Raw genomic sequence first — 24796 nt, 5'->3', positions numbered from 1 at the left:
GGAAGCCATGCAGCAAGCACCGACAATTTCGGTCGTGATCACGACGTACAACCGGCCGGACGCCCTGACGGCGGTGGTGGAAGCCTGTTTCTTGCAGGATGACAAGAATTTTGAAATCATTATCGCTGATGACGGCTCCGGTGCCAACACGCGGGACGCCATCGACCGCCTGCGCGCGCGTTCGCCCGTGCCGCTCAAGCACGTGTGGCAGCCGGACGACGGTTTCCGCGCCGCGATGGCGCGCAACCGCGGCACACTGGCGGCAACCGGCGACTATATCATTTTCCTGGACGGCGACTGCATCCCGCAGCGAGACTTCATCGCGCGCCACCGCGCACTGGCGCGGCCGGGCTTCCTGGTGTCGGGCAGCCGCATCCTGCTCAGCCCCGCCCTGACCGAGAAGACCCTGGCGGAACACCTCGACCTGCCCGCGCTGGGTTTCTTCGACAAGCTGCGCTACCGCCTGCGCGGCGACATGAACAAGCTGCTGCAGCTGCTGCTGCGCTGGCCCGACCTGGGCCGCGTGCACCGCAAGTTCAGCTGGCGCCGCATCAAGAGCTGCAACCTGGCGGTATGGCGCGCCGACCTGCTGCGGGTGAACGGCTTCGACGAGAGCTTCGTCGGCTGGGGCCACGAGGATTCCGACCTGGTGGTGCGCCTGCTGCACGCCGGCGTGCGGCGCAAGGACGGCGCCTTCGCCACCGAAGTGCTGCACCTGTGGCACCGCGAGGCCAAGCGCGACGACGAAACCAGCAACCGCAAGGTGGTCGAGCGGCGCGTCCTGGACAAGACCACCCAGGCCACGCGCGGCCTGCGCGAGCACCAGGGCGAAGCCGCCTGATGCGCCCGGCGCCACCCAGCCGCTGGCCGCTGTGGGTGCGGCGCATCCACAAATGGCTGTCGCTGCTGGTCGGCATCCAGGCCCTGCTCTGGATGGCGGGCGGCCTGTACATGGTGGCGGTGCCGATCGAGGTCGTCCACGGCGACCACCTGGCGCGCGGCGAGCGCCCTGCCCTGCTGCCTTCGTCCCCGCGCATCGATCCCGCCGCCCTGGCGGCGCGCTACCCAGGCATGAGCGGTTTCGCCTTCAAGCAGCTGGGCGGACGCGAAGTGGTCGAGCTGCGCCGTGGCAAGGATGTCAGCCTGCTGGACGCCGCCAGCGGCGCCCCGCTGGCGCCGCTCACGCGGGACCAGGTCGCGGCGCTGGCCCGCGCCGCCTACCGGGGCGACGGCCGGCTGCGCGCCGTCGACTGGCTCGCGACCGCGCCGCGCGAGGTCGGCGCCCGTCCCGCGCCGCTGTGGGCCGCCCGCTTCGACGACGCGGCCGCGACCACCCTGTACTATTCGCCGTATTCGGGCGAGCTCTTGAGCCGCCGGCACGACCTGTGGCGCTGGTTCGACCTGGCCTGGATGCTGCACATCATGGATTACGAGGAGCGCGAGGACGTCAATAACGGGCTGCTGCAAGCCAGCAGCCTCGCGGGCAGCGCCATGGCGCTCAGCGGCGCCTGGCTGCTGGTGCTGTGGGTAAGACGAAAGCTCAAGCGATGACCCGGCTGCTGCGCATCGCCCACACCTGGCTGGGATTGCTGATCGGCCTGCAGGTGCTGCTCTGGATGGGCAGCGGCCTCGTCATGAGCCTGCTCGACATGCACAAGGTGCACGGCATGCACACCCGCGCCCCGGCGCCCGCCGCCCGGCCCTGGATCGCGGATGCGCTGCCGGTCGGGCAGGTGCTGGCGGCGCAGGAGCGGCCCGTGGACCGGATCGCGAGCGCCTGGCTGGACGCGCTGCCCGTGTACCGGCTGTCGCAGGGAAAGACGGTCTGGCTGGCCGGGGCGCGCGACGGGCGGCCGCTGGAAGTCGACGCCCCGATGGCGGCGCGGCTGGCCGCGGCTTCCTACCGCGGCGGCATGCCGATGCTGGCGCCGCAGCTGCTGCTGTCGACGCCGGAAGTGCGCGGGCATGAGGGCAAGGTGTGGCGCATCCACGTGCTGGATGCGGATACCACGGCCATCTACGTGTCGGGGCAGACCGGCGAGGTGCTGCCGCACCGGAACAGCACCTGGCGGCTGTTCGATTTCTTCTGGATGCTGCACATCATGGATTACCGGGAGCGGACGGATTTCAATCATCCGCTGGTGGTGGGCAGTGCGGGGGCTGGCTTGCTGCTGACCCTTGGCGGCTTGTGGCTGCTGGGGGCGACGTTCAGGGTGGTGGAGTTTGTACCGAAGAAGAGGAAGCGGTAGGGCTGTTCATGCAAACTTGGGCCTCCGCCTTCGCGGGGGTGACGTATTTAGGACGTGTCCGAAATCGCGCACGCGGGTTATATCTGCACTTTAAAACAACGTCACCCCCGCGAAGGCGGGGGCCCAAGTTCCCAACCGAAGCCCGATCAGTACTCCACCGCCACACCCTTCGCCCCCAGCGTCAGCTCCAGCGCATGCTTGAGCTGATCCGACGGCGCCACGCGCCAGTCGTCGCCCAGCTGCATCACGCACTCGATACCCTGCGGGTTGATGCGCAGGCTGACCGGCAGGCCGTCCTGCGCCCGGTAGGGCTGCAGCACCTCGGCGATCTTGGCCGGGCTGGTCGTGGTGGCCAGGTCCATCTCGAGCTTGTGGCCGTACTGGATGCGCGAGGCGGCGATGTCGAATACCTTTTCGGCCGTGATGCGCAGGCCGCCGTTGAAGCGGTCTTCCGACACCTTGCCCACCACCAGCAGGAACTCGTCTTCCTTGAAGATGTTCTTGTTGGCCTCGAACAGCTCGCTGTAGATGGTCACCTCGACCACGCCGGTCTTGTCGTCCAGCGCCACGATCAGGATCTTGCCGCGCTGGGTCATCTGGGTGCGCACGCCGGTGATCACGCCGCACAGCATGCGCGGATCGCGCGAGGGCTCCAGGTCCTTGAGCTTGGTCTTGGCGAAGCGGCGCACCTCGGCCGCGTAGGAGTCGAACATGTGGCCCGACAGGTAGTAGCCGAGCGCGATCTTCTCTTCGGCCAGCTTCTGGCGGTCGGTCCAGGGCGTGGCCTTGACGTATTCCGGCGGGGCGACCAGGTCGCTGTCGTCGCCGCCGAACAGGCTGACCTGGTTGGCCGAGGCGGCCGCCTGGTCCGCCACCTCGATGGCGAAGGCGACCGAGGCCAGCAAGACCGCGCGGTCGACGCCGAAGCAGTCCATCGCGCCGGCGCGGATCAGGGATTCGACGGTGCGGCGGTTGATCTGCTTGCGGTCCACGCGCTTGCAGAAGTCGAACAGGTCCTTGAACTTGCCGCCTGCGGTGCGCGCCGCGATGATGGCCTCGATCGCGCCCTGGCCGGCGCCCTTGACGCCGCCCAGGCCGTAGCGGATGTTGGCCACCTGCTTGCCGGTGACGGAACGCGGCGGGCCTTCCGGCGTGAAGCGGAACTGCGATTCGTTGACGTCCGGCGGCAGGATGGTGAGCTTGCAGACGTCGATCGAGTCCTCGACCAGGATCTTGATCTTGTCCGTGTCTTCCATGGCCAGCGACATGTTGGCTGCCATGAACGCGGCGGTGTGATGGACCTTGAGGTAGGCCGTGTGATAGGACAGCAGCGCGTAGGCGGCCGCGTGCGACTTGTTGAAGCCGTAGCCCGCGAACTTCTCCATCAGGTCGAAGATCTCGTCGGCCTTCTCGGTCGACAGGCCGTCCTTGGCGGCGCCGGCGCGGAAGATCTCGCGGTGCTCTGCCATCTCCTCGGCCTTTTTCTTGCCCATCGCGCGGCGCAGCATGTCCGCGCCGCCCAGCGAGTAGCCGCCCACGATCTGCGCCATCTGCATGACCTGCTCCTGGTAGACCATGATGCCGTAGGTCTCGGACAGGATGGACTCGGTGCGCGGATCGGGATAGTCGAACTTCTCGCCGTGCTTGCGCTTGCAGAAGTCGGGAATCAGGTCCATCGGGCCCGGACGGTACAAGGCGACGAGCGCGATGATGTCCTCGAAGCGGTCGGGACGCGCGTCCTTCAGCATGCCCTGCATGCCGCGCGATTCAAGCTGGAAGATCGCGACCGTCTTGGCCTCGGACAGCAGCTTGTACGAAGGGCGGTCGGTGAGCGGCAGGGTCTCGAGGTTGAAGTCGGCGTCGGCCGGGTCGAGCGCGCGGATGTAGTTGACCGCGCGGTCGAGGATGGTCAGCGTGGTCAGGCCCAGGAAGTCGAACTTGACCAGGCCGACGGCTTCGACGTCGTCCTTGTCGTACTGCGACACCACGCCCGAGTCGCCCGACTGCGTGTACAGCGGGCAGAAGTCGGTCAGCTTGCCGGGGGCGATCAGGACGCCGCCGGCGTGCATGCCGATGTTACGGGTGATGCCTTCCACCTGCTGCGCCAGGTCGAGCAGCTGCTTGACCTCTTCCTCGTTCTCGAGGCGCTCCTTGAGCAGCGGCTCCTCTTCGATCGCCTCGGCGATCGAGACCTGCTTGCCCGGCTTGAAGGGGATCAGCTTGGACACGCCGTCGCAGAAGTTGTAGCCGAAGTCGAGCACGCGGCCGACGTCGCGGATCGCGCCTTTCGCGGCCATGGTGCCGAAGGTGGCGATCTGCGACACCGCGTCGCGGCCGTACAGGTCCTTCACGTGCTGGATCACCAGTTCGCGCTTTTCCTGGCAAAAGTCGATGTCGAAGTCGGGCATCGAGACGCGTTCCGGGTTCAGGAAGCGCTCGAACAGCAGGTTGTATTTCAACGGGTCGAGGTCGGTGATCTTCAGCGCGTAGGCCACCAGCGAGCCCGCGCCCGAACCACGGCCCGGACCGATCGGCACGCCGTTGTTCTTGCCCCACTGGATGAACTCCGCCACGATCAGGAAGTAGCCCGGGAACTTCATCTTGATGATGGTGTCGTTCTCGAACTTCAGGCGCGCCTCGTAGCGCGGGCGTTCCTTTTCGCGCTGCACCGGGTCCGGATACAGCTGCAGCAGGCGCTCTTCCAGGCCTTTCTGGGTCTCGGCCACCAGGAATTCGTCGATGGTCATGCCCGGGGTCGGGAAATTCGGCAGCTGCGGCTTGCCCAGGGTAAGCACGACGTTGCAGCGCTTGGCGATCTCGACCGAGTTGGCGAGCGCGCCCGGCAGGTCGGCGAACAGGCGCGCCATCTCTTCCTGCGACTTGAAGCACATTTCTTCGTTGAAGCGGCGCACGCGCTTGGCGTTGGCCAGCATCTCGCCTTCGGCGATGCAGACACGCGCTTCGTGGGCGATGAATTCGTCCTTGCTCAGGAACTGCACCGGGTGGGTCGCCACCACCGGCAGGCCGAGGCGCGAAGCCAGCGCCACCGAGTGGCGCACCTGCTGTTCCTGGTTCGGCTGGCCGGCGCGCTGGATCTCGATATAGAAGTGGCCCGGGAAGATGCGCGCCCAGCGCTGGGCGGCGGCCTCGGCCTTGGCCAGATCGCCGTTGTCGATCGCCTGGCCGATGTCGCCGAACTGGGCGCCCGAGAGCACGATCAGGGCGTCGTTCTGCGGCGTTTCCGGTTCCAGGGTCGAGATGCTGGTGCTGAGTGCCTCCAGCCAGTCGACGCGGATCTCCGCCCTGCCCTTGTACTGGTTGGTCAGCCAGGCCCTGGACAGCAGGTCGCACAGCTGCAGGTAGCCGGTGCGGTTTTTGGCCAGGATCAGCAGGCGGAAGGGCTTGTCGCGGTTGTCGTCGTTGGTGATCCAGGCATCCACCCCCACGATCGGCTTGATCCCCTTGCCGCGCGCCGCCTTGTAGAAGCGCACCAGGCAGAAGGTATTGGCCAGGTCGGTCACGGCCAGCGCCGGCTGCCGGTCCTTGGCGGCCGCTCCCACCAGCTCGTCAATACGGACCAGGCCGTCGACGATGGAGTATTCGGAATGGACACGCAGGTGGGTGAAGATCGGGGAAGTCATCCTGACATTTTACCTTGCTGGGCGGAAGCGATGAAGTTGGGTGTCGATGCGTGTTGCTTATCAGCACGACAAGTGACTTCGGAAGGGAACTTGGGTTCCGGCCTTCGCCGGAACCCAAGTTTCTTAGCAAACCTTTATCATTGTTGCTCGGCGAGGACGCCAAGGGGTCGGGAATAGGCAATCCCAGCGGCAAGCCCCCCACCCTGCCTTATAATATCGCCCTGACTTTTCACCGCGTATCGCCATGTCCACCCAGTACGTCAACATCGCCGCCTACAAATTCATCACGCTCGACAACCTGGAAGAACTGCGCCCGCAATACCAGGCCCTGTGCAACGAGCTGGGCCTGAAAGGCACCGTGCTGCTGACCCCGGAAGGCATCAACATGTTCCTGTCGGGCACGCGCGAGCACATCGACGGGTTCCTGGCCTGGGTGCGTAGCGACGCCCGCCTGGCCGACCTGGAGTGGAAAGAGAGCCTGTCGCTCGAGCAGTCGCACAAGCGCATGCTGGTGAAGATCAAGAAGGAAATCATCACCATGCGCATGCCGCTGATCAAGCCGGAACTGGGCCGCGCCCCGTCGGTCGATCCGAAGACGCTCAAGCGCTGGCTCGACCAGGGCCATGACGACGATGGCGTGCCGGTGGTGATGATGGAAACCCGCAACGCCTTCGAGGTCGACGTCGGCACCTTCGACAACACGCTCGACTACCGCATCGACAAGTTCACCGAGTTCCCCGCGGTGGCGGCCCAGCACAAGGATGAGCTGGCCGGCAAGACCGTGGTGACCTTCTGCACCGGCGGCATCCGCTGCGAGAAGGCGGCGATCCACATGAAGAACATCGGCTACGACCGGGTCTTCCAGCTCGACGGCGGCATCCTGAAGTATTTCGAGGAAGTGGGCGGCGACCACTACTCGGGCGACTGCTTCGTGTTCGACTACCGCACCGCCCTCAATCCGAAGCTGGAACCGACCGAAACCGCGCAATGCTTCGCCTGCCGCGCCGTGGTTACGCCGCGCCAGCAGCTGTCGCCGGAGTATGTGGTGGGAGTCTCATGCCCGCATTGCGCCGGCAAGGATGGCCAGATCCAGGCGGACCGGGCCGGCGAACATCCGGCGGGCGCCGGCGTCTAAATGCCAGGGCCGCCGCAGGCGCGCGGCGGCCGCTGCGGGGCGGCGAGCGCCGTCCCGTATCCGGCTTGGGAGTCCAGGCGTCCAGGCAGCGCGCGACATGCGCCATACCACTGCCCCTGAGGCAGCGCCCTCCCCGGCGTAGCGCCTGTGCAACGGCGAACGCCCTCGGCTTTACTTACCAGCCGCCGTCTTCCGGCAGGCCCACCACCTGGATCTCTTCCATGCCCGTCGGGGTGCCCGACATGCGCGCGATCGCGGCATCGATGTTGCCCGGATCATTGCCCATGGCGGCCGACTGCAGGTCCTTGACCGCGGCGATATAGTCGACCGCGATCTTCAGCGCCGCGTCGCCGGAATACGCCGCTTTTTCCGCGGGCAGGTCGATGCGCTCAGTGAACTTGACTGCGGTCGCCACCTTGGCGTTGTAGGCGAACAGGTCGCTGCCTTGGGCGCCTGCGGCGATCGTGGTCACCATGTTGTCGATCGTGATGATGCCCTTGTCCAGCTTGTCGACCCAGAAATTGATGCCGGCCTGCTCGGCGGCGCGGCCGAACAGGTTGTCATAGATCTCGGTGACGACGGCGCTGTTGCTCATGTTGGCATAGGCTGCGCGGTACTCGGCGGACGTGGAGAATGCGGCGGAGATATTCTGGTAGGCTGCCGGGTTGGTCGCCATTTGATTTGCCCAGAATGCCACGCCTTCCGGATCGCCCGGACGGCTGAAATAGGCCACATATAATTTCTGCACGTCAGTAACATAATCTGCCATAACATCCTCCGTTAAATTTGTTCAGAAAATATAACGGATTGATAAAAAAAATGGCGCGAGATACTGAAGAGTGCGTGAAGAGTGCGCACCCAATTTCCCTATGAAAATCAATTACCTACGAGAATTTCAAGCATCTCGGAGCGGCGTGAACCCATCTGTGAACAGACGCACGGACGAGCTAATCAAAGCCTAGTCCATGACTCGTCAATAATAAGAAAAGTGGTAATAAAAGAAATACGGGCCGGTATTGCACCGGCCCATCATAATCAGCGGAAATACGCGGCGATTTCGCGTATTACCTGGCTGTCCAGGGTGCCGGAAGCGGCGCGCAGGCGCAGGACACCCAGCAGGTAGCCGTACCTGGCCTGGGCCAGGTCGCGCTGGCTGGTGAACAGCTGCTGCTGGGCGTTGAGCAGGTCGAGGTTGATGCGTACGCCGCCCTTGATGCTCTGTTCGGTGGCGGTCATCAGGAGCTTGGCCGACTCGACCGCCTTCACCAGGGCGTCGACTTTGCGCGAACTGCTTTCGACCACGCTGTGGGCTTTTCGCAACTCAACCAGGATGTCATTGGTGCGCACGTCGCGCTCGGCCTGGGTCCGCGCATAGGTAGCGGCGGCCTGGCGCGTGGCGGCATTGACCGCGCCCCCGGCGTAGATCGGGACGTTGAGCTGCACGCCGATCTGGCGGTTGGTCGAGACGGTGCCGAACTGGTTCAGCGATTCGTTGTCGCCCTTGTTGTAGGTGGCGACGAAGTCGAGGCGCGGCGCGTGGCCGGCCCGGTTGCGGCCGATGTCCAGGCGCGCGTTCTCGACCGCCAGGCGGGTCGCGGCCAGCGTGTTGTTGTTCTCCAGCGCCAGCTTTTCCCATTCCTCGTAGGAGCCGGGCGTGAGCGCCACCGGGCGGAAGTTGTCGCCCAGTTGGTCGAGCGTGCCCGGATCCATGCCGATCACCCCTTGCAGGGTGTCGCGCGCGGCCACCAGGGCGTCCTCGGCCTCGATCAACTGCGCTTCGGCCAGGTCGTAGCGCGCCTGGGTCTCGAGCGTGTCGGTGCGGGTGCCCTCGCCCTTCTCGAACAGGCGCTGATTGACCGCGCGCTGTTCCTGGTACATGTCGCGCTGCACCTTCGAAAGCGCGACCTGGTCTTGCGCGAACAGCACGTCCATGTAGGCGCGCGCAACCCGCAGCGCCACTTCGTCGGTACCGGCCTCGAGCGCCTCAAGGCCCTGGGCCGCCTGCACCTTGCCCTGGCGGTAGCGGTAATACGCTTCCAGGTTCAGGATGGGCTGGCGCAGCTGGACCGTCGTCGAGCGGCTGAGGTAGCGCGGATGCCGGGTGGTCTCGGCCACGCCGAGCGGGGTCTGCTGCACGGTGGTCTGGTCGGCCACGTTGCGGCTGAAGTTGTAGCTGGCCGAGACGTTTGGCAGCAGGCCGGCGCGGGCCACGATGGCCTGCTCCTTGCTGGCCACGCTTTCCTCGATCCGCATGCGGTAGGTCGGGTCGTTGCGCAGCGCGGCTTCATAGGCCTGCTGGAGCGACAGGGCCTGGGCCGGCGCCGCGGCGAAGGCCAGGGACAGGGCGGCGCCGAGCAGGCCGCCGCGGGCAAGCACGCGGTGTGGTCGGAATCCTGCCATCAGTCGCCCCCCATTGCCGCCTGCATGCGGTCCAGGATCGGACGCAGCAGGTAGTTCATCATGGTGCGCTCGCCGGTCTTGACGAACAGCTCGACCGGCATGCCCGGGCGGATGTCCATCTTGTGCTTGGCAATCACATGGGCGCCTTGCTGGTCGACCTTCACGCGCACCACGTAATACGGCACGCCGGTGCGCTCGTCGACGGTGCGGTCGGCCGCCACGGTCAGCAGTTCGCCTTCGATACGCGGCGTCTTGACCTGGTTGAAGGCCGAGAAGATCAGCTCGACCTTCAGGCCAGGATGGACCTTGTCCACCAGGTTGACGGGCAGCTGGCCTTCGACGATCAGGGGGTCGCCGCTGGGGACGATGTCCATCATCCGGAAACCCGCCGGGATCACGCCGCCGTTGGTGAACACCGCCAGGCCGACCACGGTGCCGCTGGCGGGCGCCCTCACCTCGACGTTCTGCAATTCGAAGCGTTGCGCGGTCAGGCGCGCCAGCTGGGCCTCGGCTTCGCGCTGCATGTCGCTGAGCTGGCTGCGCACTTCCTTCTGGTACTCCTGCATGCGCTGGCCCTTGCGCAGGGTCAGCTCCACCACCTGGCGCTGCGAACGGCCGATGTTGCCGATGTCTTCGGAAATCGAGCCGTTCAGCTGGGCATAGGTGCGTTCCAGCTCGAGCAGGCGGTTACGGGCAACGTAGCCCTCCTTGGCCAGGTCGCGCATGCCGCCGAGCTGCTCCTTGAGCAGGGCGACCTGTTCCTTCTTGCTGTCACGCGATTCCTGCAAGCCCTGGATCTGCATCTTCAGGCCGGCGATGCTTTCCTCGATGCCGGACACTTCGCTTTGCAGCGCGCTCTGGCGCGACAGCAGCAGCTGGTTTTGCAGCGACATCAGCTCGGCCACGCGCGGCTCGTTGCGGCGGCGCTCGAGTTCAGGCGGGAAAGTAATCTTCTTCAGCCCATCGCGCTCGGCGGACAAGCGCGCCGCATTGGCGATGGCCGACAGGTATTGGGCGTCGGTCATTTCCACGGCCGACTTGGCGACCACCGGATTCATGCGCGCCACCACTTGGCCGGCCTTGACTTCGTCGCCGTCGCGCACCAGGATTTCCTGGACCGTGCCGCCGCCCAGGTGCTGCACGGCCTGGCGGTTGGATTGCTTGGCCACGGTGCCGCTCATCGGCACCCCCTTGTCGAGCGGCGCCAGCAGGGCCCACAGCAGGAAGCTGCCAAAGCCAAACAGCACGATGAACCAGCCGAAGCGGCTCCATTTACTGGAATCGGTGTCGACCTCGAGCGGCTCGACCGGGTGCGCCAGGACTTCCGATACCTTCTCTTCGCTATTCTTAATAAGCTTCATCATTTCCCTTGATTCGAGGCCGTGGTCGCGTCACGCTTCTGGGCGGTGTCCGCCGTCGGAATGGTTCCCGGCGATGTCCCGGCGCCCGCAGGGGGCGCGCCCGGCGCCGGCGCCGCGCCACCCGCGGCGGCGGCCTTGGCGGCTTTCTGGGCCTGCAACTGTTTCTGGTTCGCTTCGTTCAATGTTTCCAGCACCTTGGCCGTGGGGCCGAACATCTGCACCTGGCCGTCGTTCATCAACAGCAGCTTGGTGGTGATGCCGATCGCGCTGGTGCGGTGGGTGATCAGGACGATGGTCTTGCCGCGCTCGCGCAGGTCGCGCAGCGCCGCCACCAGGGCCGCTTCGCCGGCGTCGTCCAGGTTCGAATTCGGCTCGTCCAGTACCAGCAGCGCGGGGTCGCCATACATGGCGCGCGCCAGGCCGAGGCGCTGCTTCTGGCCGCCGGACAGGCCGGAGCCGCCGTCGCCCAGGCGCGTATCGTAGCCGTCGGGCATGTGCAGGATCATGTCGTGCACGCCGGCGCGCTTGGCCGCCAGCACCACCTGCTCGGCGTCGACCTCGCCGAAGCGGGCGATGTTCTCGGCGATGGTGCCGGCGAACAGTTCGATGTCCTGCGGCAGGTAGCCCAGGTGCGGCCCCAGCTCGCTCTTGTTCCAGTGATAGATGTCCGCGCCGTCCAGGCGCACCTTGCCCATCATGGCCGGCCAGACGCCGATCAGGAGACGCGCCAGGGTCGACTTGCCCGAGCCGCTCGGGCCGATGATGCCGAGCACGTCACCCGGCAGGATGCCAAAGCTGACGCCGCGCACGACGGGCGTCTTGACGCCTGGCGGCGCGGCGGTGACGCCTTCGACGGTCAGGGTGCCGGTCGGCTTGGGCAGGGCCATGCCGGCCTCGCGCGCCGGGTTCGTGCCCAGCAGGGCCACCAGGCGTCCGTAGGCGCTGCGGGTGCCGCTGACGTTCTTCCAGACGCCGATCAGCTGTTGCACCGGCTGCATGGCGCGGCCGACCAGGATCGAGGCGGCAATCATCATACCGCCCGACATCTTGCCTTCGATGACCAGGATCGCGCCCAGCCCCAGCACCAGCGACTGCAGCGACATCTGGACGAACTTGGTCACCGACGACACGACGCCGGCCTTGTGGCTGGCCTCGGCCTGCAGGTTGAGGAACTTGCTGTGCAGCTTGAACCAGCGGCGCATCAGGTTGGGCAGCATGCCCATCGATTCGATCACCTCGGCATTGCGCAGGTTGTTGGTGGCCAGGGTATTGGCTTCGATCGCCATCGAGTTCGCTTCCGACAGCGGCTTGCGCGACACGCGCTCGTTCACCACCGCCAGGATCACCAGGACGATGGTGCCGCCCAGGGCGAGGAAGCCCAGCGACGGCTGGAACAGGAAGATGACGATCAGGTAGACCGGGAACCAGGGCGCGTCGAAAAAGGCGAACAAGGCGCTGCCGGTGAGGAACTGGCGCAGGTTGGTCAGGTCGGACAGCGCCTGGCCGGCGTTGGCCCCGGACTGCTTCAGGTTCTGCTCGAAGGCGGCCGTATACACGCGCTTGTTCATCTGCATGTCGAACCGGGCGCCGACGCGCACCAGGATGAAAGAGCGGATGAGTTCGAGGGAGGCCAGCAGCAGGTAGGCGCCCAGCATCAGGACGGTCAGCATGACCAGGGTCAGCTCGTTGCGGCTGGCCAGGACGCGGTCGTACACCTGCATCATGTACAGCGACGGCACCAGCGCCAGCAGGTTCGTGATGGCGCTGAACACCCCTACCGTGATGAATGTGCGCTTGAAAATCTGCAGCGCCTGTTCGATTTCGTTCTTCGGTGTCAGGAAGTTGTTTTTCATGGGGGATGGACAGGTAGCGACATCAGTTGGGCGTGTCGCGAACGCCACCGCCCGCTGTTGAGCGGTCGCGGCAAGATATTATGAGGCAAAACTTTCAAAAAATGTGATGCACATCACAAATTTTGCGCTCAAGCCACAAAAAAAAGCCCCACAACCGAAGTTGCGGGGCTTTTGCGGAGAGGCCGGCTAGCCGGCCACTTGCAGCGTATCAGCGAATTACAGGCTGATGATGCCGTTATCGAAGGTCAGGTCGTCAGCGTCGACACCGGTCAGGGTGATCTTGATCTCAGCGTCAGCCGAGTTCGAGCCGAAGGCCTTGGTTTCGATGGTGACGACGGTGTTGTTGCCCGACTGGACGAAGAACACTTCCAGTGCTGCGTTGTCGCCCTTGGTCAGGTCGCCGGTGGTGTTCAGCTTGAAGCCTTCGCCGATGTACAGGACGTCGTCGCCAGCACGGCCGAAGCTGGTGATGGTCGAGTTCACGCCGTTGGCAACGAAGATGTCCGAACCCGAGGTACCGAAGGCGCTGGCGCCCAGCAGTTTCGGCAGAGCGTAGTCGTTGACGGTGAAGGCTTCCTGAGCGTCGGCCACTGCTGCTTCCAGGGCTGCCACTTGGTCGGCCAGGGCTTCAGCGGCTTCCAGGTCTTCCACGGCTTCTGCCAGGTCGTCGATATCGCCCTGAGCGGCTTCCACCACGCCTTCAGCGGCGGTGACGGCGTCTGCCAGGTCGGTGTCGTTGGCGGCCAGGTAGGCGGTGATTTCGCCACGGAAGTCGGTGACAGCCTGTTCAGCGGCGTCAGCGGCAGCGTCCAGAGCGACGTCGGCCGGAGCAGCGTCCGAAGCGGCACGTGCGCTCAGGGCTTCAGCGGTCAGGGCGCTCAGTTCGTCAACAACTTCATCGAAGGTCGGTGCGTCAGCATCTTCCGGGGTGGTTTCGGTGAAGGTGAAGGCGCCAGCCAGGACACCCGACTGATCCAGCAGTTCGACTTGCAGCTGAGCGAACAGGGCAGCTTCGTCTGCAGCAGCGGTGTCAGCCTGGGCCGACAGGTAGGCGTTAGCAGCAGCGATGTAAGCAGCCAGGCCCGGGTAGTCAGCAGCGTCAACGTCTTCACCCAGGACGACTTCGCCGTCTTCCATGGTCAGGATGACGTCGCCGTCGGCGTTTTCGATTTCCAGGTCGCCGCCAGCCAGGGTACCGGCGGTAACAGCGGTTGCGTTACGGATTTCGAACGAGGTTTCGGCAGCAGCGAAGGCGGCTTCCGCTTCGATTTCCGCGTCAGCAGCTTCTTCAGCGGCTTCGGTTGCCGAGGTCAGAGCAGCCAGGGCGTCGCCCAGGCCGTCGACTTCGTCCAGGGCTTCTTGCTCGTCAGCCAGGGCGTCCTGTGCATCTTCCAGCGCTTCAGCGTTGATCTCGATCTGCTCTGCCAGCAGGGCAGCCTTGACGCCTGCGTTGGTCGAGGTGCCGTACAGCGGGTCGGCGACCAGTGCTGCGATCGCGTCATCAGCTTCTTCAACGGCGGCTTCGACGTCGTCTGCGTCCACGTCGGTGTCGCCATCGACGTCGGTGTCGAACTCTTCGAGGAAGTCAGCCAGGTCGGCTTGCGCGTTGCCCAGGGCAGCCAGGCCGTTTTCCAGGGTGAACTCGACGCCCGACTTGATCACGGCAGCGACGCTTGCGTCCAGGGTTGCCGGGACGATAGCAGCGGTTGCCTGAGCAGCGGTCTTGATGCCGGCGATCAGTTCTTTAGCTGCAGCCAGCGACTCGACGTTGTAGCCAGCGACTTCTTCCGGGGTGTTCAGTGCGTTGGTGAAGGCCGAAGCGACGACGACCTTGCTGTCGAAGGCGACTTTGTCCGAACCCTGTGCGCCCTTGGCGATGAAGGTCACCATGGTGTCCACGGTCATGGCGCGGGTGTTCAGTGCGTTGACCCAGAATGCCAGGCCCGAAGCGTCCGGAGCGCGGCCGAACAGGTTCTGGTAAACCTGGGTGACGACGCCGCTGACGGTCAGCTGGTCGTATTCGTCCTTGTACTCAGCCGAAGCAGCGAATGCAGCCGAGATCGGAGCCAGGTCGCCGCCATTGCCTTCCAGGACGGTTTCCCAGAAATCACGGCCAGCCGGGTCTGCAGGACGGTTGAAGTAAGCGACGTACAGTTCTTGAATTTGGGTGTGATACGTGGTTGCCATTTAAAACTCCTGAGTAGATCGGTTAGATCAAAAATTTAAGTCGATTTGCAGCGTCACTAGTGTGTCTGCAGCCCCAACGATCCGCATCATGACAGAAGGCGATTCCTGATAATGTGACAGCCATCACATGATGCAAAATCTTTCTTCAAGACACTCGGATAATTTTGGCGGCTCATTATCAGAGAATCATCCAGCGAAAGCAAGCCGCGCTATCCTATCCCAGTAATGAGAGGGAGGACGCACGAAAAATGTCCTGATTTTGTATTCAAGTTCGCCGAAGCCTGGCTTACAAATTGAAACAAAATAATCGGCGCCGAGAGTGGCGAGGTGTAGTCCGGAAGGGATTGGATGAGCGGCGCGGTGTTTGTACATATTAATATGTACGCCTCCGGGGCAGCGATAGAATTCGATAGAATTGAATCGGCCTTCAAAAGAAAAACGGCCGTTCTCGACGGCCGTTTCACTTTATTCCCTGCGCTTCAGTTCTTAATCGGCGTCCAGGAAGCGGCGCCATTGATCGAACGGAGTTCGTCGATCTTGCCATCAAAGACATAAGCCGCTCCACCGCCCTTGTCGTTGGTCAGCAGGCCCTGGACGTTGACGAAGTTGAGCCGGCCATTTGCGCGGTCGCCATACAGGGTGCCGTCGCGCGCAACAACACCGGCGCCGGTGAAGCTGAAGGCTTCCTTGCGGGTCGATGCATCGAAGGACGTGGCGAAGGTCTTGCTGCCGAAATCGACGTTCAGCTTGCCGTTCGACAGGGTAGCGGCCGTTTCATTGGTCACGCTGCCGTAGTCGGTGACGATATACGCTTCGCTGTCGGCCAGCTTGAAGCCGATGCCGCCGCGTTCAGGGCTTACGTATTCCTGGCCGGCAGTGCGGAACACGGCGAAATTGCCGTTCACCGCAACCAGCTGGTGCTTGGCGCGCTCGAGCGTCAGGTTGAAATCGGCCGGCAAGCCGTTGACGCGCACCCAGCGCCCCCACAGGATGCCGCTCTGCTTCACGGGCTCGGGAACGGCCACCACCGGCGGCGGCATCGAGGTATCCGGATTGTCACCGCCGGAACCACCCGGTGTCGGCGTGCCGGGACCAACCGGCGTGGTCGGATTCTGGGCCGCGATATTGCCCGCCAGCTGCTCGTTCTTGCGCGCCTCGACCGTCTGCTCCACAGTCGTGACGGAGCCGCTGCCGACCGGCGCCACGCTTGCCTGCGGTGCGCCGGCGGGCGCGGCCTGCTGGCCCGGCAGCACACTGTCGCCGCTGAGCACGGTGGGCGCCTGGGCGCCGCGCCGGATCTGCAGCATCTTGCCGCGCTGGGCGGCGGAGAGTTCGCGGCTGAACACGCCCTCGCAGGGGCCGCTACCCTCGGGACGGCAGGCGTCGCCAAAGCCGGTCACGACCACGCCGCCCGAAATGACGGACACGCGCGAGGTCGACTGGTCGGTAAACACCGTGAAATCGGTGCCGCGCACGCCGATGGCGGCGACCGGCGTATTGAAGCGGAAGTTCTGGCGCGCGCGCTTGACGGCGTCGCCGGACTTGCTGCGGGCCACGCCGCTGATCAGCTCCAGCTTAATGCGGGTATTCTCGGGATGGCGCTCGTCGACCTGGTAGGTGACGATGCGCGCCTTGGTGTTCGGGCGCAGGATGAACAGGCCGTTGTCGATCGTCTTGACGTACAGGAAGCCGTCGGCGCCGGTCTGCAGCATCTCGCCTTCCTGCACCGGCTTGCCTTCGGCGGCCGGCTGGTCCAGCACTTGTGCGCTTCCCGCAACAAAAATAACCTTGCCGGCTTCGCCAGCCTGCGCTGCCGCCGCCATTGCACAAGTCAATGCTGCCAGAACGATTCCACGACGTATCATACTTCCTCCTCCCCGCGATTATCCGCCCAGCGCCCATAGCAAAAACGTGACGGTCGTCACATTTTAACCAATTCTCTCCCTGCCCATCGGTTATAATTTCTATTGAGAATTGTGTCACTGAGGGATAAGCGACGCTATACTCGACGATTATCCTGTCAAACGTTGTAATACGACCACACCGAGCGTGTCTGTTTTCTCCCTGCCACCAGCGATCCGCTCGTTCCGCCTTCCGCATGGCGCCGTCCAGGCCCTGATGTCGGTCGCCGCTTTCCTCCTGTGCGTGTATGCCCAGTCCGGCGCCGGCGCCTGGGCTTTCGGTAACGAACAGTTACGCGACCTGTTCCTGCGCCTGCGTGCGGTGAGCACGCCCGAACCGCGGGTGCTGGTGGTCGACATCGACGAATCGAGCACCGCCCGCCTCGGCCCCTGGCCGTGGCCGCGCGAGCGCGTGGCCGACCTGGTCGAGACCCTGCTGGCCGACTATGGCGTGCGCGGGGTGGCGCTCGACATCGTGTTCCCGGACGCCGCCGACCCCGAGGGCGATGCGCGCCTGGCGGCGCTGGCGGCGCATGGCCCGGTGGTGCTGGCCCAGGCCTTCGATTTCCAGTCCGGCAACGCGGTGGCGCTGCGCCAGGGCGTGCCGGCCGCCGGCCTGCCGGCCGAAGCGGCTGCCGCCACCGTGGCCGCCACCGGCTACATCGCCAACCACGCCGGCCTGCGGCGCGCGGCGAACGTCGGCAACATCGGCTTCATTCCCGACCGCGACGGCGTGCTGCGCCGCATTCCCCTGTACACGGCCTTCGGCGGCAAGGTCTATCCGGCCCTGTCCCTGGCCCTGGTGAATTGCTGCAGCGGCGGCCCGCGGCTGGCCCCGGCCGGGCCCAGCCTGCGGGTCGGCTTCGAACGCGACTGGACCGCCTATACCGTGGTGACGGCGGCCGAGGTGCTGGCCCGCGAATACGTGCGCGAAGACCTGGCCGGGCGCCTGGTGGTGATCGGCTCGTCCGCGCTCGGCCAGGGCGACCGCGTCGCCACCCCGCTCGGCAACAGCCGCCCGGGCCTGGGCGTGCAGGCGGCCGTGCTGTCCACCCTGCTCGACCAGCAGGCCGGCAAGGCGCCGGCGCGCTGGCCGGGCGCCGCGCTGGCGCTGCTGTTCTCGGCCGGCTGCGCGCTGTTCGCCACCTTCGCCTTCCCGCGCCTGTCGGCCCTGACCAGCGTCGGCCTGATGGGACTGGCCTCGGTGGTGTGGGTCGGGCTGGCCTTCGTCATCGCCCCCCACGATCCCGGCTTCTCGGCCACCGGACCGCTGGCCAGCAACCTGTTCCTGCTGGCCTTCGCCGTGCCCTACCAGTGGCAGGTGGCCCAGCACCGCTCGCGCCACCTGCTCGACACCCTGCGCCAGTACGTGGCGCCGGCGGTGGTGCAGGAACTGCTCAAGAGCGACCTGGAAGATACGCTCAAGCCGCGCCAGCTCGACGTCACCACCCTGATCGCCGACATGGAGGGCTATACCGCCCAGGTCGAGACCCTGTCGATGGAAGAAGCGGCGCGCCTGACCCAGGACTTCCTCGACTGCCTGACCGGCCCCGTGTTCGCCCGCAACGGCACGCTCGACAAGTACACCGGCGACGGCCTGGTGGCCTTCTGGGGCGCCCCGCTGCCGGTGCCGGACCATGCCGACCAGGCGCTCGATGCCGCGCGCGAGATCGTCGCGCGCGTGGCGCAGCTGAGCGCGGTGCGCGAGCGCGACGGCCGCCCGCGCCTGCGGGTGCGCATCGGGATCGAGAGCGGCCAGGCCATGGCGGGCGACTTCGGCACCTCGTTCCGCAGCATCTACACGGCGGTGGGCGACAGCGTGAACACCGCCTCGCGCCTGGAGCAGGCGGCGCGCGACTTCCCGCACGACGCCATCGTCGGTCCCGGCACCGTGGAGCGCGCCACGCGCCACCGTTTCCTGGCGCTGGGCGAGCGCCAGCTGCGCGGCAAGGGCAAGCCGACCGCCCTCTACACCCTGGCCAGCCTGGCGGAGGGCGCATGATGGCCCGTCGTTTACGCCTGCCGCTGCTGCTGTCCTGCCTGGCCCTGGCGGCCGCCGGCCGGGCGGCGCCTTCCGGCGACCAGGCCACCGAAGCCCAGGTGCTGTATGAAAACGCCCTGCAGGCGATCACCGAAGGCCGCAAGGACGACGCCTCGCGCACCCTGATGCGGGTGATCGAGAAGGAATCCCTGCACGCCGGCGCCTACCTCGAAGTGGCGCTGATCCAGTGCAGCCTGGGCCACAGCGACGAGGCCGAGCGCCTGTTCGCGATCGTCGAGACCCGCTTCGACCCGCCGCGCCCGATCCTGGAGCTGATCGCCGAGGCGCGCGATACCGGCTGCGACACCTGGGAAGCGGCGCGCTCGACCGTGGTCAGCCTGTCGCGCGGCCTGGACATGAACGTCAACCAGGGTGCGCGCAATCCCAGCTACATCATCGAGCGCGACGGCGGCCAGATCGAGCTGCCCCTGCAGTCCGACTTCCTGCCCCAGCACGACCAGTACACGGCTTTCAACCTGGAGCACGTGCGCGACCTGACGCCGAACGGCCTCAGCGGCTTCATGCAGTTCGCGGGACGCCGCAACGACAGCCTGCGCCGCTACGACAGCGCCTCGCTGTACGCCGGCATCGACAGCCCCTACCGCTTCGGCGCCTGGCCGGTGCGCGCCTCGGCGATCGTGGGCGCCACCGCGCTCGGCGGCAAGTACTACCAGCGCCAGCTGCAGCTCCAGGCCCGGGTCGGCGTGCCGCTGCCGCTGCCGCCGCGGATGGCGCTGAATGCCACCGGCGGGGTGTCGCGCAGCCAGTACCTGACCTTGAGCAATTTCGACTCGACCCTGCTCGAGCTGACCGGCCAGCTGAACTACCGCGGCGACACCGTGTACGCCAGCATGAGCCATGCCTGGATGACCGACCGCGCGCGGCGCGAGCGTCCGGGCGGGGACCGCCACGGCTACGCCACCACCCTGCTGGCGCGCCGTCCCCTGTGGGGGCCGCTGAGCGGCGAGCTGTCGTTCAGCTACCAGAGCTGGAAGAGCGGCGAAGCCTATGCGCCGGGCCTGATCAACACCGTGCGCGACCAGAACACACGCGTCGGCCGTGCCGCGCTGAGCTATGCGATCGGCCGCAACCAGGCGCTGCGGCTGGAAACGCGTTTCGTGAGTAACAGCGAAAACATTTCGATCTTCCAATACGATAACCGCCAGATCCAGCTCAGCTGGCAGTGGCAGGGCAAGTGACGATGCTGCGTTCCTCCTCTTCCCGCACGCTGGGCGACACGCTCGGCACCCACGACAACGGCTTCAACCTGGTGCGCCTGGTCTGCGCGCTGCTGGTGGTGGTCTACCACGCCTGGCAGCTCAACCACGTGCAGCCGAACGCGCGCGACCCGCTCACCGAACTGATGCGGCCGGTGACCGACCTGGGTTCGCTGGCGGTCGGCGTGTTCTTCCTCGTCAGCGGCATGTTCGTCGGCCAGAGCTGGCTGCGCGACCCGCACCTGGGCCGCTTCGCGCTGCGCCGCGTGGCGCGCATCGTACCCGGCCTGTTCGTCTGCCTGCTGGTGACCACGGTGCTGGCGGTCGGCCTGTTCTCGGCCGCCGGCTGGGCCGGCCTGGCGGACGGCGCGCCCTGGCGTTTCATCTTCGGCGGCACGGTGCTGCACGGCCTGGTGCTCCACATTCCTCCGGAAGAGCTGAAGATTGCCGGCGTGCTCGGCGGACAATTCCTGAACGGCCCGCTGTGGACCCTGTACTGGGAAGGACGGATGTACGTGATGGTGGCGCTGATCGGCGCGGCGGCGATCCTGCCGATGCGCCAGTGGCTGGGCGGGGCCGCGCTGTTCCTGCTGCTGGCGGCCAACGTGTTCCCCTCGGTGATGGCCGGCTATGTGTGGGAGGTGCGCCTGTGGTCGCTGTTCCTGACCGGCGTCGCCCTGCAGGCCCTGCTGCCCCAAGCGCGCTTCGGCGCAGCGCAGGCGGCCTGCGCCGCCATCCTGATGGCGATCAGCTGGAACGGCACGGCGATGCTCAACCCCAGCGGGCTCACCTGGTTCGGCGCCGCGCTGCTGGCCGTTACCCTGGCCCTGTGGGCGGGCAGCGCGCGCCCGCGCCGCCTGGGCCACTTCCAGCGCCACGACTATTCGTATGGCATCTATATCTACCACTGGCCGGTGCTGCTGATGCTCGGCGAATGGATGTCGGACGCCGGTCCGGTGGCGCTGTGCCTGGCCGGCATGGCGGTGGTGCTGCCGCTGGCGGCGCTCAGCTGGCACCTGGTCGAGGCGCCGGCGCTGCGCGCGCTGCGGCGCCGGCTGCGTCCGCCGGTACGGCCCGTAGCCGCCCCCGTCGCCCACGCGGCGAACTAGCTGGTGCCAAAAAGCCGCATTTTGCTCCCCGCCGGCCGCCCGGTCCGCGCACGTGCGCGCTCAAGCATATACAATCACGCAGGTATGATTTCCGCTAACCCGACACCCGCCGCGTGATGGGCTGGAATGCACTGCTGGCCGGGCTGTTTGCCGTCCTGCTGGTGGCGGGCTGCCTGGTGCCGAACCGCTGGCTGCCTCCCCTGCCGAACGACAAGCTGCTGCATTTCGCCGGTTTCGCCGTCCTGACCGGCCTGGCCCTGCCGCTGGTCCGGGGACCGGCGCCGACCCTGCTGCTGCTGGCCGGCCTGCTTGCCGGCGGCTGGCTCATCGAATGCCTGCAGGCCCTGGTGCCCGACCGCCGGTTCTGCTGGCGCGACATCGGCGCGAACGCGGCCGGCATCGTCTTCGCGGCCGGCCTGACCTACCTGTACGCTGCTTATGCCTGAGGCAAGAAACTTGAAATCCACATCCATGACCGCCACTCCAGGAGAAGCGTTGGCCACGGGCGGCGTCGCGGTGCCGTTCGACACCCGCCACGGCGCCGGCCAGACCCAGGCCCAGATCCACCTGCGCAAGATTCCCCTGCTCGCCGACCTGAGCGAGGACGAAATGACGCGGGTCAAGCAGGAACTGCGCATCCGCCAGTACGCCAAGCGCGAAGTGGTGCTGCACAAGGGCGGGCACGGCGACGGCCTGCTGTTCCTGCTGTCCGGCCAGCTGCAGGTGATCGACGTGACCGAGGACGGCCGCGCGATCGGCCTGCGCATGCTGGCGCCGGGCGACTTCTTCGGCGAAATCGCCCTGATCAACAATTCGACCCGCTCGGCCTCGGTGGTGGCCCTGACGCCGGTGGTGGTGGCCTTCCTGCCCGCCACCACGGCGATGCATTTGTTCTCGCACTCGCCCTCGGTGGCGAACCAGATGCTGCGCCACCTGGCGCAGAAGATCCAGCGCGATTCGGAATTCCGCGCCCTGCTCAGCATTAACAACACGGCCAAGCGGATCTATACCTACCTGGTCCTGATGCAGTCCAAGCAGCAGCGCCAGCCGGGCGAGCCGGCTGTGGTCGAAGACCTGCCGACCCACCAGGATATCGCCAACATGATCAATACCAGCCGCGAAACCGTGACCCGCGCCCTGGCCGTGCTGACCCAGAAGGGCATCGTGCAGAAGGATGCGCACCGGCTCATCATCATCAAGCCGGATGCGCTGGAGAAGCTCGTCCAGGGTGAGTGAACGCTTACCTCACAGCTTGGTCCACGTGACAATTCGGCGTTGAACTGAGACAAGATATTACAAGTGTAACAAGAGTGTGCGTCTGGCATCGAGTATAATTTCGTGCTCATCCGGCTATGCCACTGTTATGACTCTCACCCTCCCGTACGTTGCCGACGGGGCGCCCCTGCCGCGGACCGCCCCATGACGCCTCCATTGATCCTGCGCGGCCTGTGGGCCTACCGCGGTTTCGTGCTGGGCAGCGTCAAGCGCGAGTTCCAGTCGAAGTACGCGAACGCGGTGCTGGGCGCCGCCTGGTCCGTGCTCAGCCCGCTGGCCATGATCCTGGTCTACACCGTGATCTTCGCCGAGGTGATGCGCGCCAAGCTGCCCGGCAGCGAAGGCAACATGGCCTACTCGATCTACCTGTGCGCGGGCATCCTGACCTGGGGCCTGTTCGCCGAAATCGTCTCCCGCGGCCAGAACATGTTCGTCGAGCAGGCCAGCCTGCTCAAGAAGGTCGCCTTCCCGCGCACCTGCCTGCCGGTGATCGTGGTGCTCAATGCCCTGGTCAATTTCGGCATCATCTTCGGCCTGTTTACCCTGTTCCTGCTGGCCAGCGGCAACTTCCCCGGCCCGGCCTACTTCGCCCTGCTCCCGGTCCTGCTGCTGCTGGTGATGCTGGCCGTCGGCATCGCCATGGTGGCCGGCGTGCTCAATGTGTTCTTCCGCGACGTCGGCCAGTTCCTGACGATCGCGATGCAGTTCTGGTTCTGGCTCACGCCCATCGTCTATCCGCGCGCGATCCTGCCCGAGACGGTGCGCCCGCTGCTGGACTGGAACCCGATGGCGCCCGTGATCCTGGCCTGCCAGGACATCCTGCTCAAGGGCCAGGCGCCCGACTGGGCCGGCCTGCTGCCGGTGCTGGCGCTGGCTACCCTGCTGTGCCTGCTGGGATGGCGCATGTTCCGCAAGCGCGCCGGCGAAATGGTGGACGAACTCTGATGGGCACGATCATCGCCTCCAGGCTGGGCAAGGCCTACAAGCAGTACGGCTCGCGCTGGGCGCGCCTGGCCGACTGGGTGCTGCCCGGCCGCCCGCGCCACCGCCTCAAGTGGGTGCTGGACGATATCAGCTTCGAGATCCGCCCCGGCGAAGCGGTGGCCCTGATCGGCGTCAACGGCGCCGGCAAGAGCACCCTGCTCAAGCTCATCACCGGCACCGCCCAGCCGACCACCGGCGGGGTGTGGATGGAAGGCCGGGTCGCCGCCCTGCTCGAACTGGGCATGGGCTTCCACCCCGACTTCACCGGCCGCCAGAACGCCGTCATGGCCGGCCAGCTGCTGGGCCTGTCGGTGCCCGAGATCGAGGCCCTGATGCCCGCGATCCTGGCCTTCGCCGACATCGGCGACTACATCGACCAGCCGGTGCGCGTGTATTCGAGCGGCATGCAGGTGCGCCTGGCCTTCAGCGTCGCCACCTGCGTGCGGCCCGACATCCTGATCGTCGACGAGGCGCTGGCGGTGGGCGACGTGTTCTTCCAGCAGAAATGCTTCGACCGCATCGGCAGCTACATCGCCCAGGGCACGACCCTGCTGTTCGTTTCGCACAGCGCGGGCACCGTGCTCAACCTGTGCGACCGCTGCATCTTCCTGCGCGGCGGCCGCATCGCCTTCGACGGCGCGCCGGCCGATGCGCTCGACCTGTACCAGGCCGACCTGCTGGGCCGGCTCGACCAGTCCCCGGACCAGTTGCGCGTCCAGGCCGCGCCGGCGGATGCGCCTGCCCCGCTGCATGCCGCTCCCGCCTCCCTGAGCGCGCTGGCGGGCAAGACCGGCAGCATCACCACGCCGGCGGCCGACTGCGTCGGCGTGCGCCTGCTCGACCGCCATGGCCAGGAACGCAGCACCCTGCTGGCCGACGAGGCGGCGACCCTGCAGGTCGACTACCTGCTGCACGAGGACGTGGCCGACCCGCATGTCGGCTTCAAGATCCGCAACCGCTACGGCGCGGTGCTGTTCGAGACCAACAGCTACTGCATGCGCCAGGCGCCGGGCCCGGCCCGCGCCGGCGCCGTGCTGAGCGCCAGCTTCGCCCTGAACCTGTCGCTGTTCCCGGACGAGTACACCCTCACCGTCGGCCTGGGCGCCGGCGGCCATGGCGAAGGTTCGTTCGAGAAGGTGCTGAACTACCTGCACGAAGTGCACAGCTTCACGGTCTCGCCGAATCCCGCCTCGATCGTCTGGAGCGGCCTGGTCAACCTGCATCCGCAGCTGCAGTTCCACTCCAGCTGATCCATTTGCCAGCCCTATCGATTCCTATGCCAGAAACTAGCGCACACCTGCCCGAGAACGACCACGCGGACCTCGTCCGCGGCCTGTACCGCGGCTTCCTCGGACGCGAACCGGATCCCACCGGCCTGGAATACTGGCGCGCGCGCCTGGCCGAAGGCGCCAGCGTCGACGCGCTGCTCGCGGCCCTGACCGC

At 66.2% G+C, this 24796-nt stretch carries 19 protein-coding genes; 12 read left to right on the top strand and 7 right to left on the bottom strand.

What is annotated here, in order from left to right; all coding sequences use genetic code 11:
- Window positions 1-7: 7 nt before the first annotated feature.
- Genes KBW98_RS09165 through KBW98_RS09155 form a run of 3 tightly spaced genes read left to right on the top strand, consistent with a single transcriptional unit; the run spans window position 8 to window position 2249 of the window.
- Window positions 8-841, top strand: coding sequence for a glycosyltransferase family 2 protein (locus KBW98_RS09165; protein ID WP_211519814.1), 834 nt, complete (start codon window positions 8-10; stop codon window positions 839-841).
- Complete coding sequence (locus tag KBW98_RS09160; RefSeq protein WP_211519813.1) at window positions 841-1551, top strand: PepSY domain-containing protein; 711 nt, start codon at window positions 841-843, stop codon at window positions 1549-1551. The genes KBW98_RS09165 and KBW98_RS09160 overlap by 1 nt, the downstream gene beginning before the upstream one ends.
- On the top strand, window positions 1524-2249 hold the full coding sequence (locus tag KBW98_RS09155; RefSeq protein ID WP_211519812.1) for a hypothetical protein: 726 nt from the start codon (window positions 1524-1526) through the stop codon (window positions 2247-2249). Before KBW98_RS09160 ends, KBW98_RS09155 begins: the two co-directional genes overlap by 28 nt.
- A gap of 146 nt (window positions 2250-2395) precedes the next feature.
- On the opposite strand, the gene dnaE is transcribed toward KBW98_RS09155, so the two are convergent.
- Complete coding sequence (gene dnaE / locus KBW98_RS09150) at window positions 2396-5890, bottom strand: DNA polymerase III subunit alpha (protein ID WP_211519811.1); 3495 nt, start codon at window positions 5888-5890, stop codon at window positions 2396-2398.
- 244 nt (window positions 5891-6134) lie between these two features.
- Between dnaE and KBW98_RS09145 the strand changes: the two genes are divergently transcribed.
- A complete protein-coding gene (locus tag KBW98_RS09145; protein ID WP_211519810.1) occupies window positions 6135-7025 on the top strand; it encodes a sulfurtransferase in 891 nt (296 codons plus the stop codon).
- Between the two features lie 175 nt (window positions 7026-7200).
- Here KBW98_RS09145 and KBW98_RS09140 read toward each other — a convergent pair whose 3' ends face one another.
- From KBW98_RS09140 to KBW98_RS09115, 6 genes are all read right to left on the bottom strand, one after another.
- On the bottom strand, window positions 7201-7794 hold the full coding sequence (locus KBW98_RS09140) for a DUF4214 domain-containing protein (protein ID WP_211519809.1): 594 nt from the start codon (window positions 7792-7794) through the stop codon (window positions 7201-7203).
- 266 nt (window positions 7795-8060) lie between these two features.
- The gene (locus KBW98_RS09135; RefSeq protein WP_211519808.1) at window positions 8061-9425 is read right to left on the bottom strand and encodes a TolC family outer membrane protein; all 1365 of its coding nucleotides are present in this window, start codon (window positions 9423-9425) and stop codon (window positions 8061-8063) included.
- Window positions 9425-10789 carry an HlyD family type I secretion periplasmic adaptor subunit gene (locus tag KBW98_RS09130; protein WP_229429079.1) on the bottom strand — a complete coding sequence of 455 codons (1365 nt, stop codon included), beginning with the start codon at window positions 10787-10789 and terminating at the stop codon, window positions 9425-9427. Before KBW98_RS09130 ends, KBW98_RS09135 begins: the two co-directional genes overlap by 1 nt.
- Window positions 10786-12639: a type I secretion system permease/ATPase gene (locus KBW98_RS09125; RefSeq protein ID WP_211519807.1), complete on the bottom strand. Its 1854-nt coding sequence runs from the start codon at window positions 12637-12639 to the stop codon at window positions 10786-10788. Before KBW98_RS09125 ends, KBW98_RS09130 begins: the two co-directional genes overlap by 4 nt.
- A 216-nt stretch (window positions 12640-12855) precedes the next feature.
- On the bottom strand, window positions 12856-14826 hold the full coding sequence (locus KBW98_RS09120) for a DUF4214 domain-containing protein (RefSeq protein WP_211519806.1): 1971 nt from the start codon (window positions 14824-14826) through the stop codon (window positions 12856-12858).
- A 479-nt stretch (window positions 14827-15305) separates the two neighbouring features.
- Entirely contained in the window at window positions 15306-16586 is a 1281-nt protein-coding gene (locus KBW98_RS09115) for a FecR domain-containing protein (protein WP_373888921.1), read from the bottom strand.
- A 289-nt stretch (window positions 16587-16875) separates the two neighbouring features.
- Between KBW98_RS09115 and KBW98_RS09110 the strand changes: the two genes are divergently transcribed.
- The 8 genes from KBW98_RS09110 to KBW98_RS09075 form a co-directional block, all read left to right on the top strand.
- Window positions 16876-18729 (top strand): CHASE2 domain-containing protein, encoded by a 1854-nt coding sequence (locus KBW98_RS09110; protein WP_373888920.1) that lies wholly within the window; start codon window positions 16876-16878, stop codon window positions 18727-18729.
- Complete coding sequence (locus KBW98_RS09105; protein WP_229429078.1) at window positions 18726-19967, top strand: lipopolysaccharide assembly protein LapB; 1242 nt, start codon at window positions 18726-18728, stop codon at window positions 19965-19967. Before KBW98_RS09110 ends, KBW98_RS09105 begins: the two co-directional genes overlap by 4 nt.
- A gap of 2 nt (window positions 19968-19969) precedes the next feature.
- Complete coding sequence (locus tag KBW98_RS09100; protein WP_211519805.1) at window positions 19970-21094, top strand: acyltransferase; 1125 nt, start codon at window positions 19970-19972, stop codon at window positions 21092-21094.
- Window positions 21095-21210: 116 nt separating this feature from the next.
- On the top strand, window positions 21211-21540 hold the full coding sequence (locus KBW98_RS09095) for a hypothetical protein (protein WP_211519804.1): 330 nt from the start codon (window positions 21211-21213) through the stop codon (window positions 21538-21540).
- Window positions 21541-21550: 10 nt separating this feature from the next.
- A complete protein-coding gene (locus tag KBW98_RS09090; protein WP_229429077.1) occupies window positions 21551-22330 on the top strand; it encodes a Crp/Fnr family transcriptional regulator in 780 nt (259 codons plus the stop codon).
- A 183-nt stretch (window positions 22331-22513) separates the two neighbouring features.
- Window positions 22514-23314: an ABC transporter permease gene (locus KBW98_RS09085; protein WP_211519803.1), complete on the top strand. Its 801-nt coding sequence runs from the start codon at window positions 22514-22516 to the stop codon at window positions 23312-23314.
- Window positions 23314-24603, top strand: a complete 1290-nt coding sequence (locus KBW98_RS09080) for an ABC transporter ATP-binding protein (protein ID WP_211519802.1) — start codon at window positions 23314-23316, stop codon at window positions 24601-24603. The genes KBW98_RS09085 and KBW98_RS09080 overlap by 1 nt, the downstream gene beginning before the upstream one ends.
- Before the next feature lie 26 nt (window positions 24604-24629).
- On the top strand, window positions 24630-24796 hold a 167-nt coding region (locus KBW98_RS09075), incomplete at its 3' end, for a DUF4214 domain-containing protein (RefSeq protein WP_211519859.1).

Origin of the sequence: Massilia sp. ST3 (genome assembly GCF_018119405.1) — a bacterium.
In the GTDB taxonomy this organism is placed as follows: Bacteria; Pseudomonadota; Gammaproteobacteria; order Burkholderiales; family Burkholderiaceae_D; genus Telluria.
The sequence above is the reverse complement of the archived record's forward strand: the minus strand, read 5'-3'. Positions and strand labels throughout refer to the sequence as shown.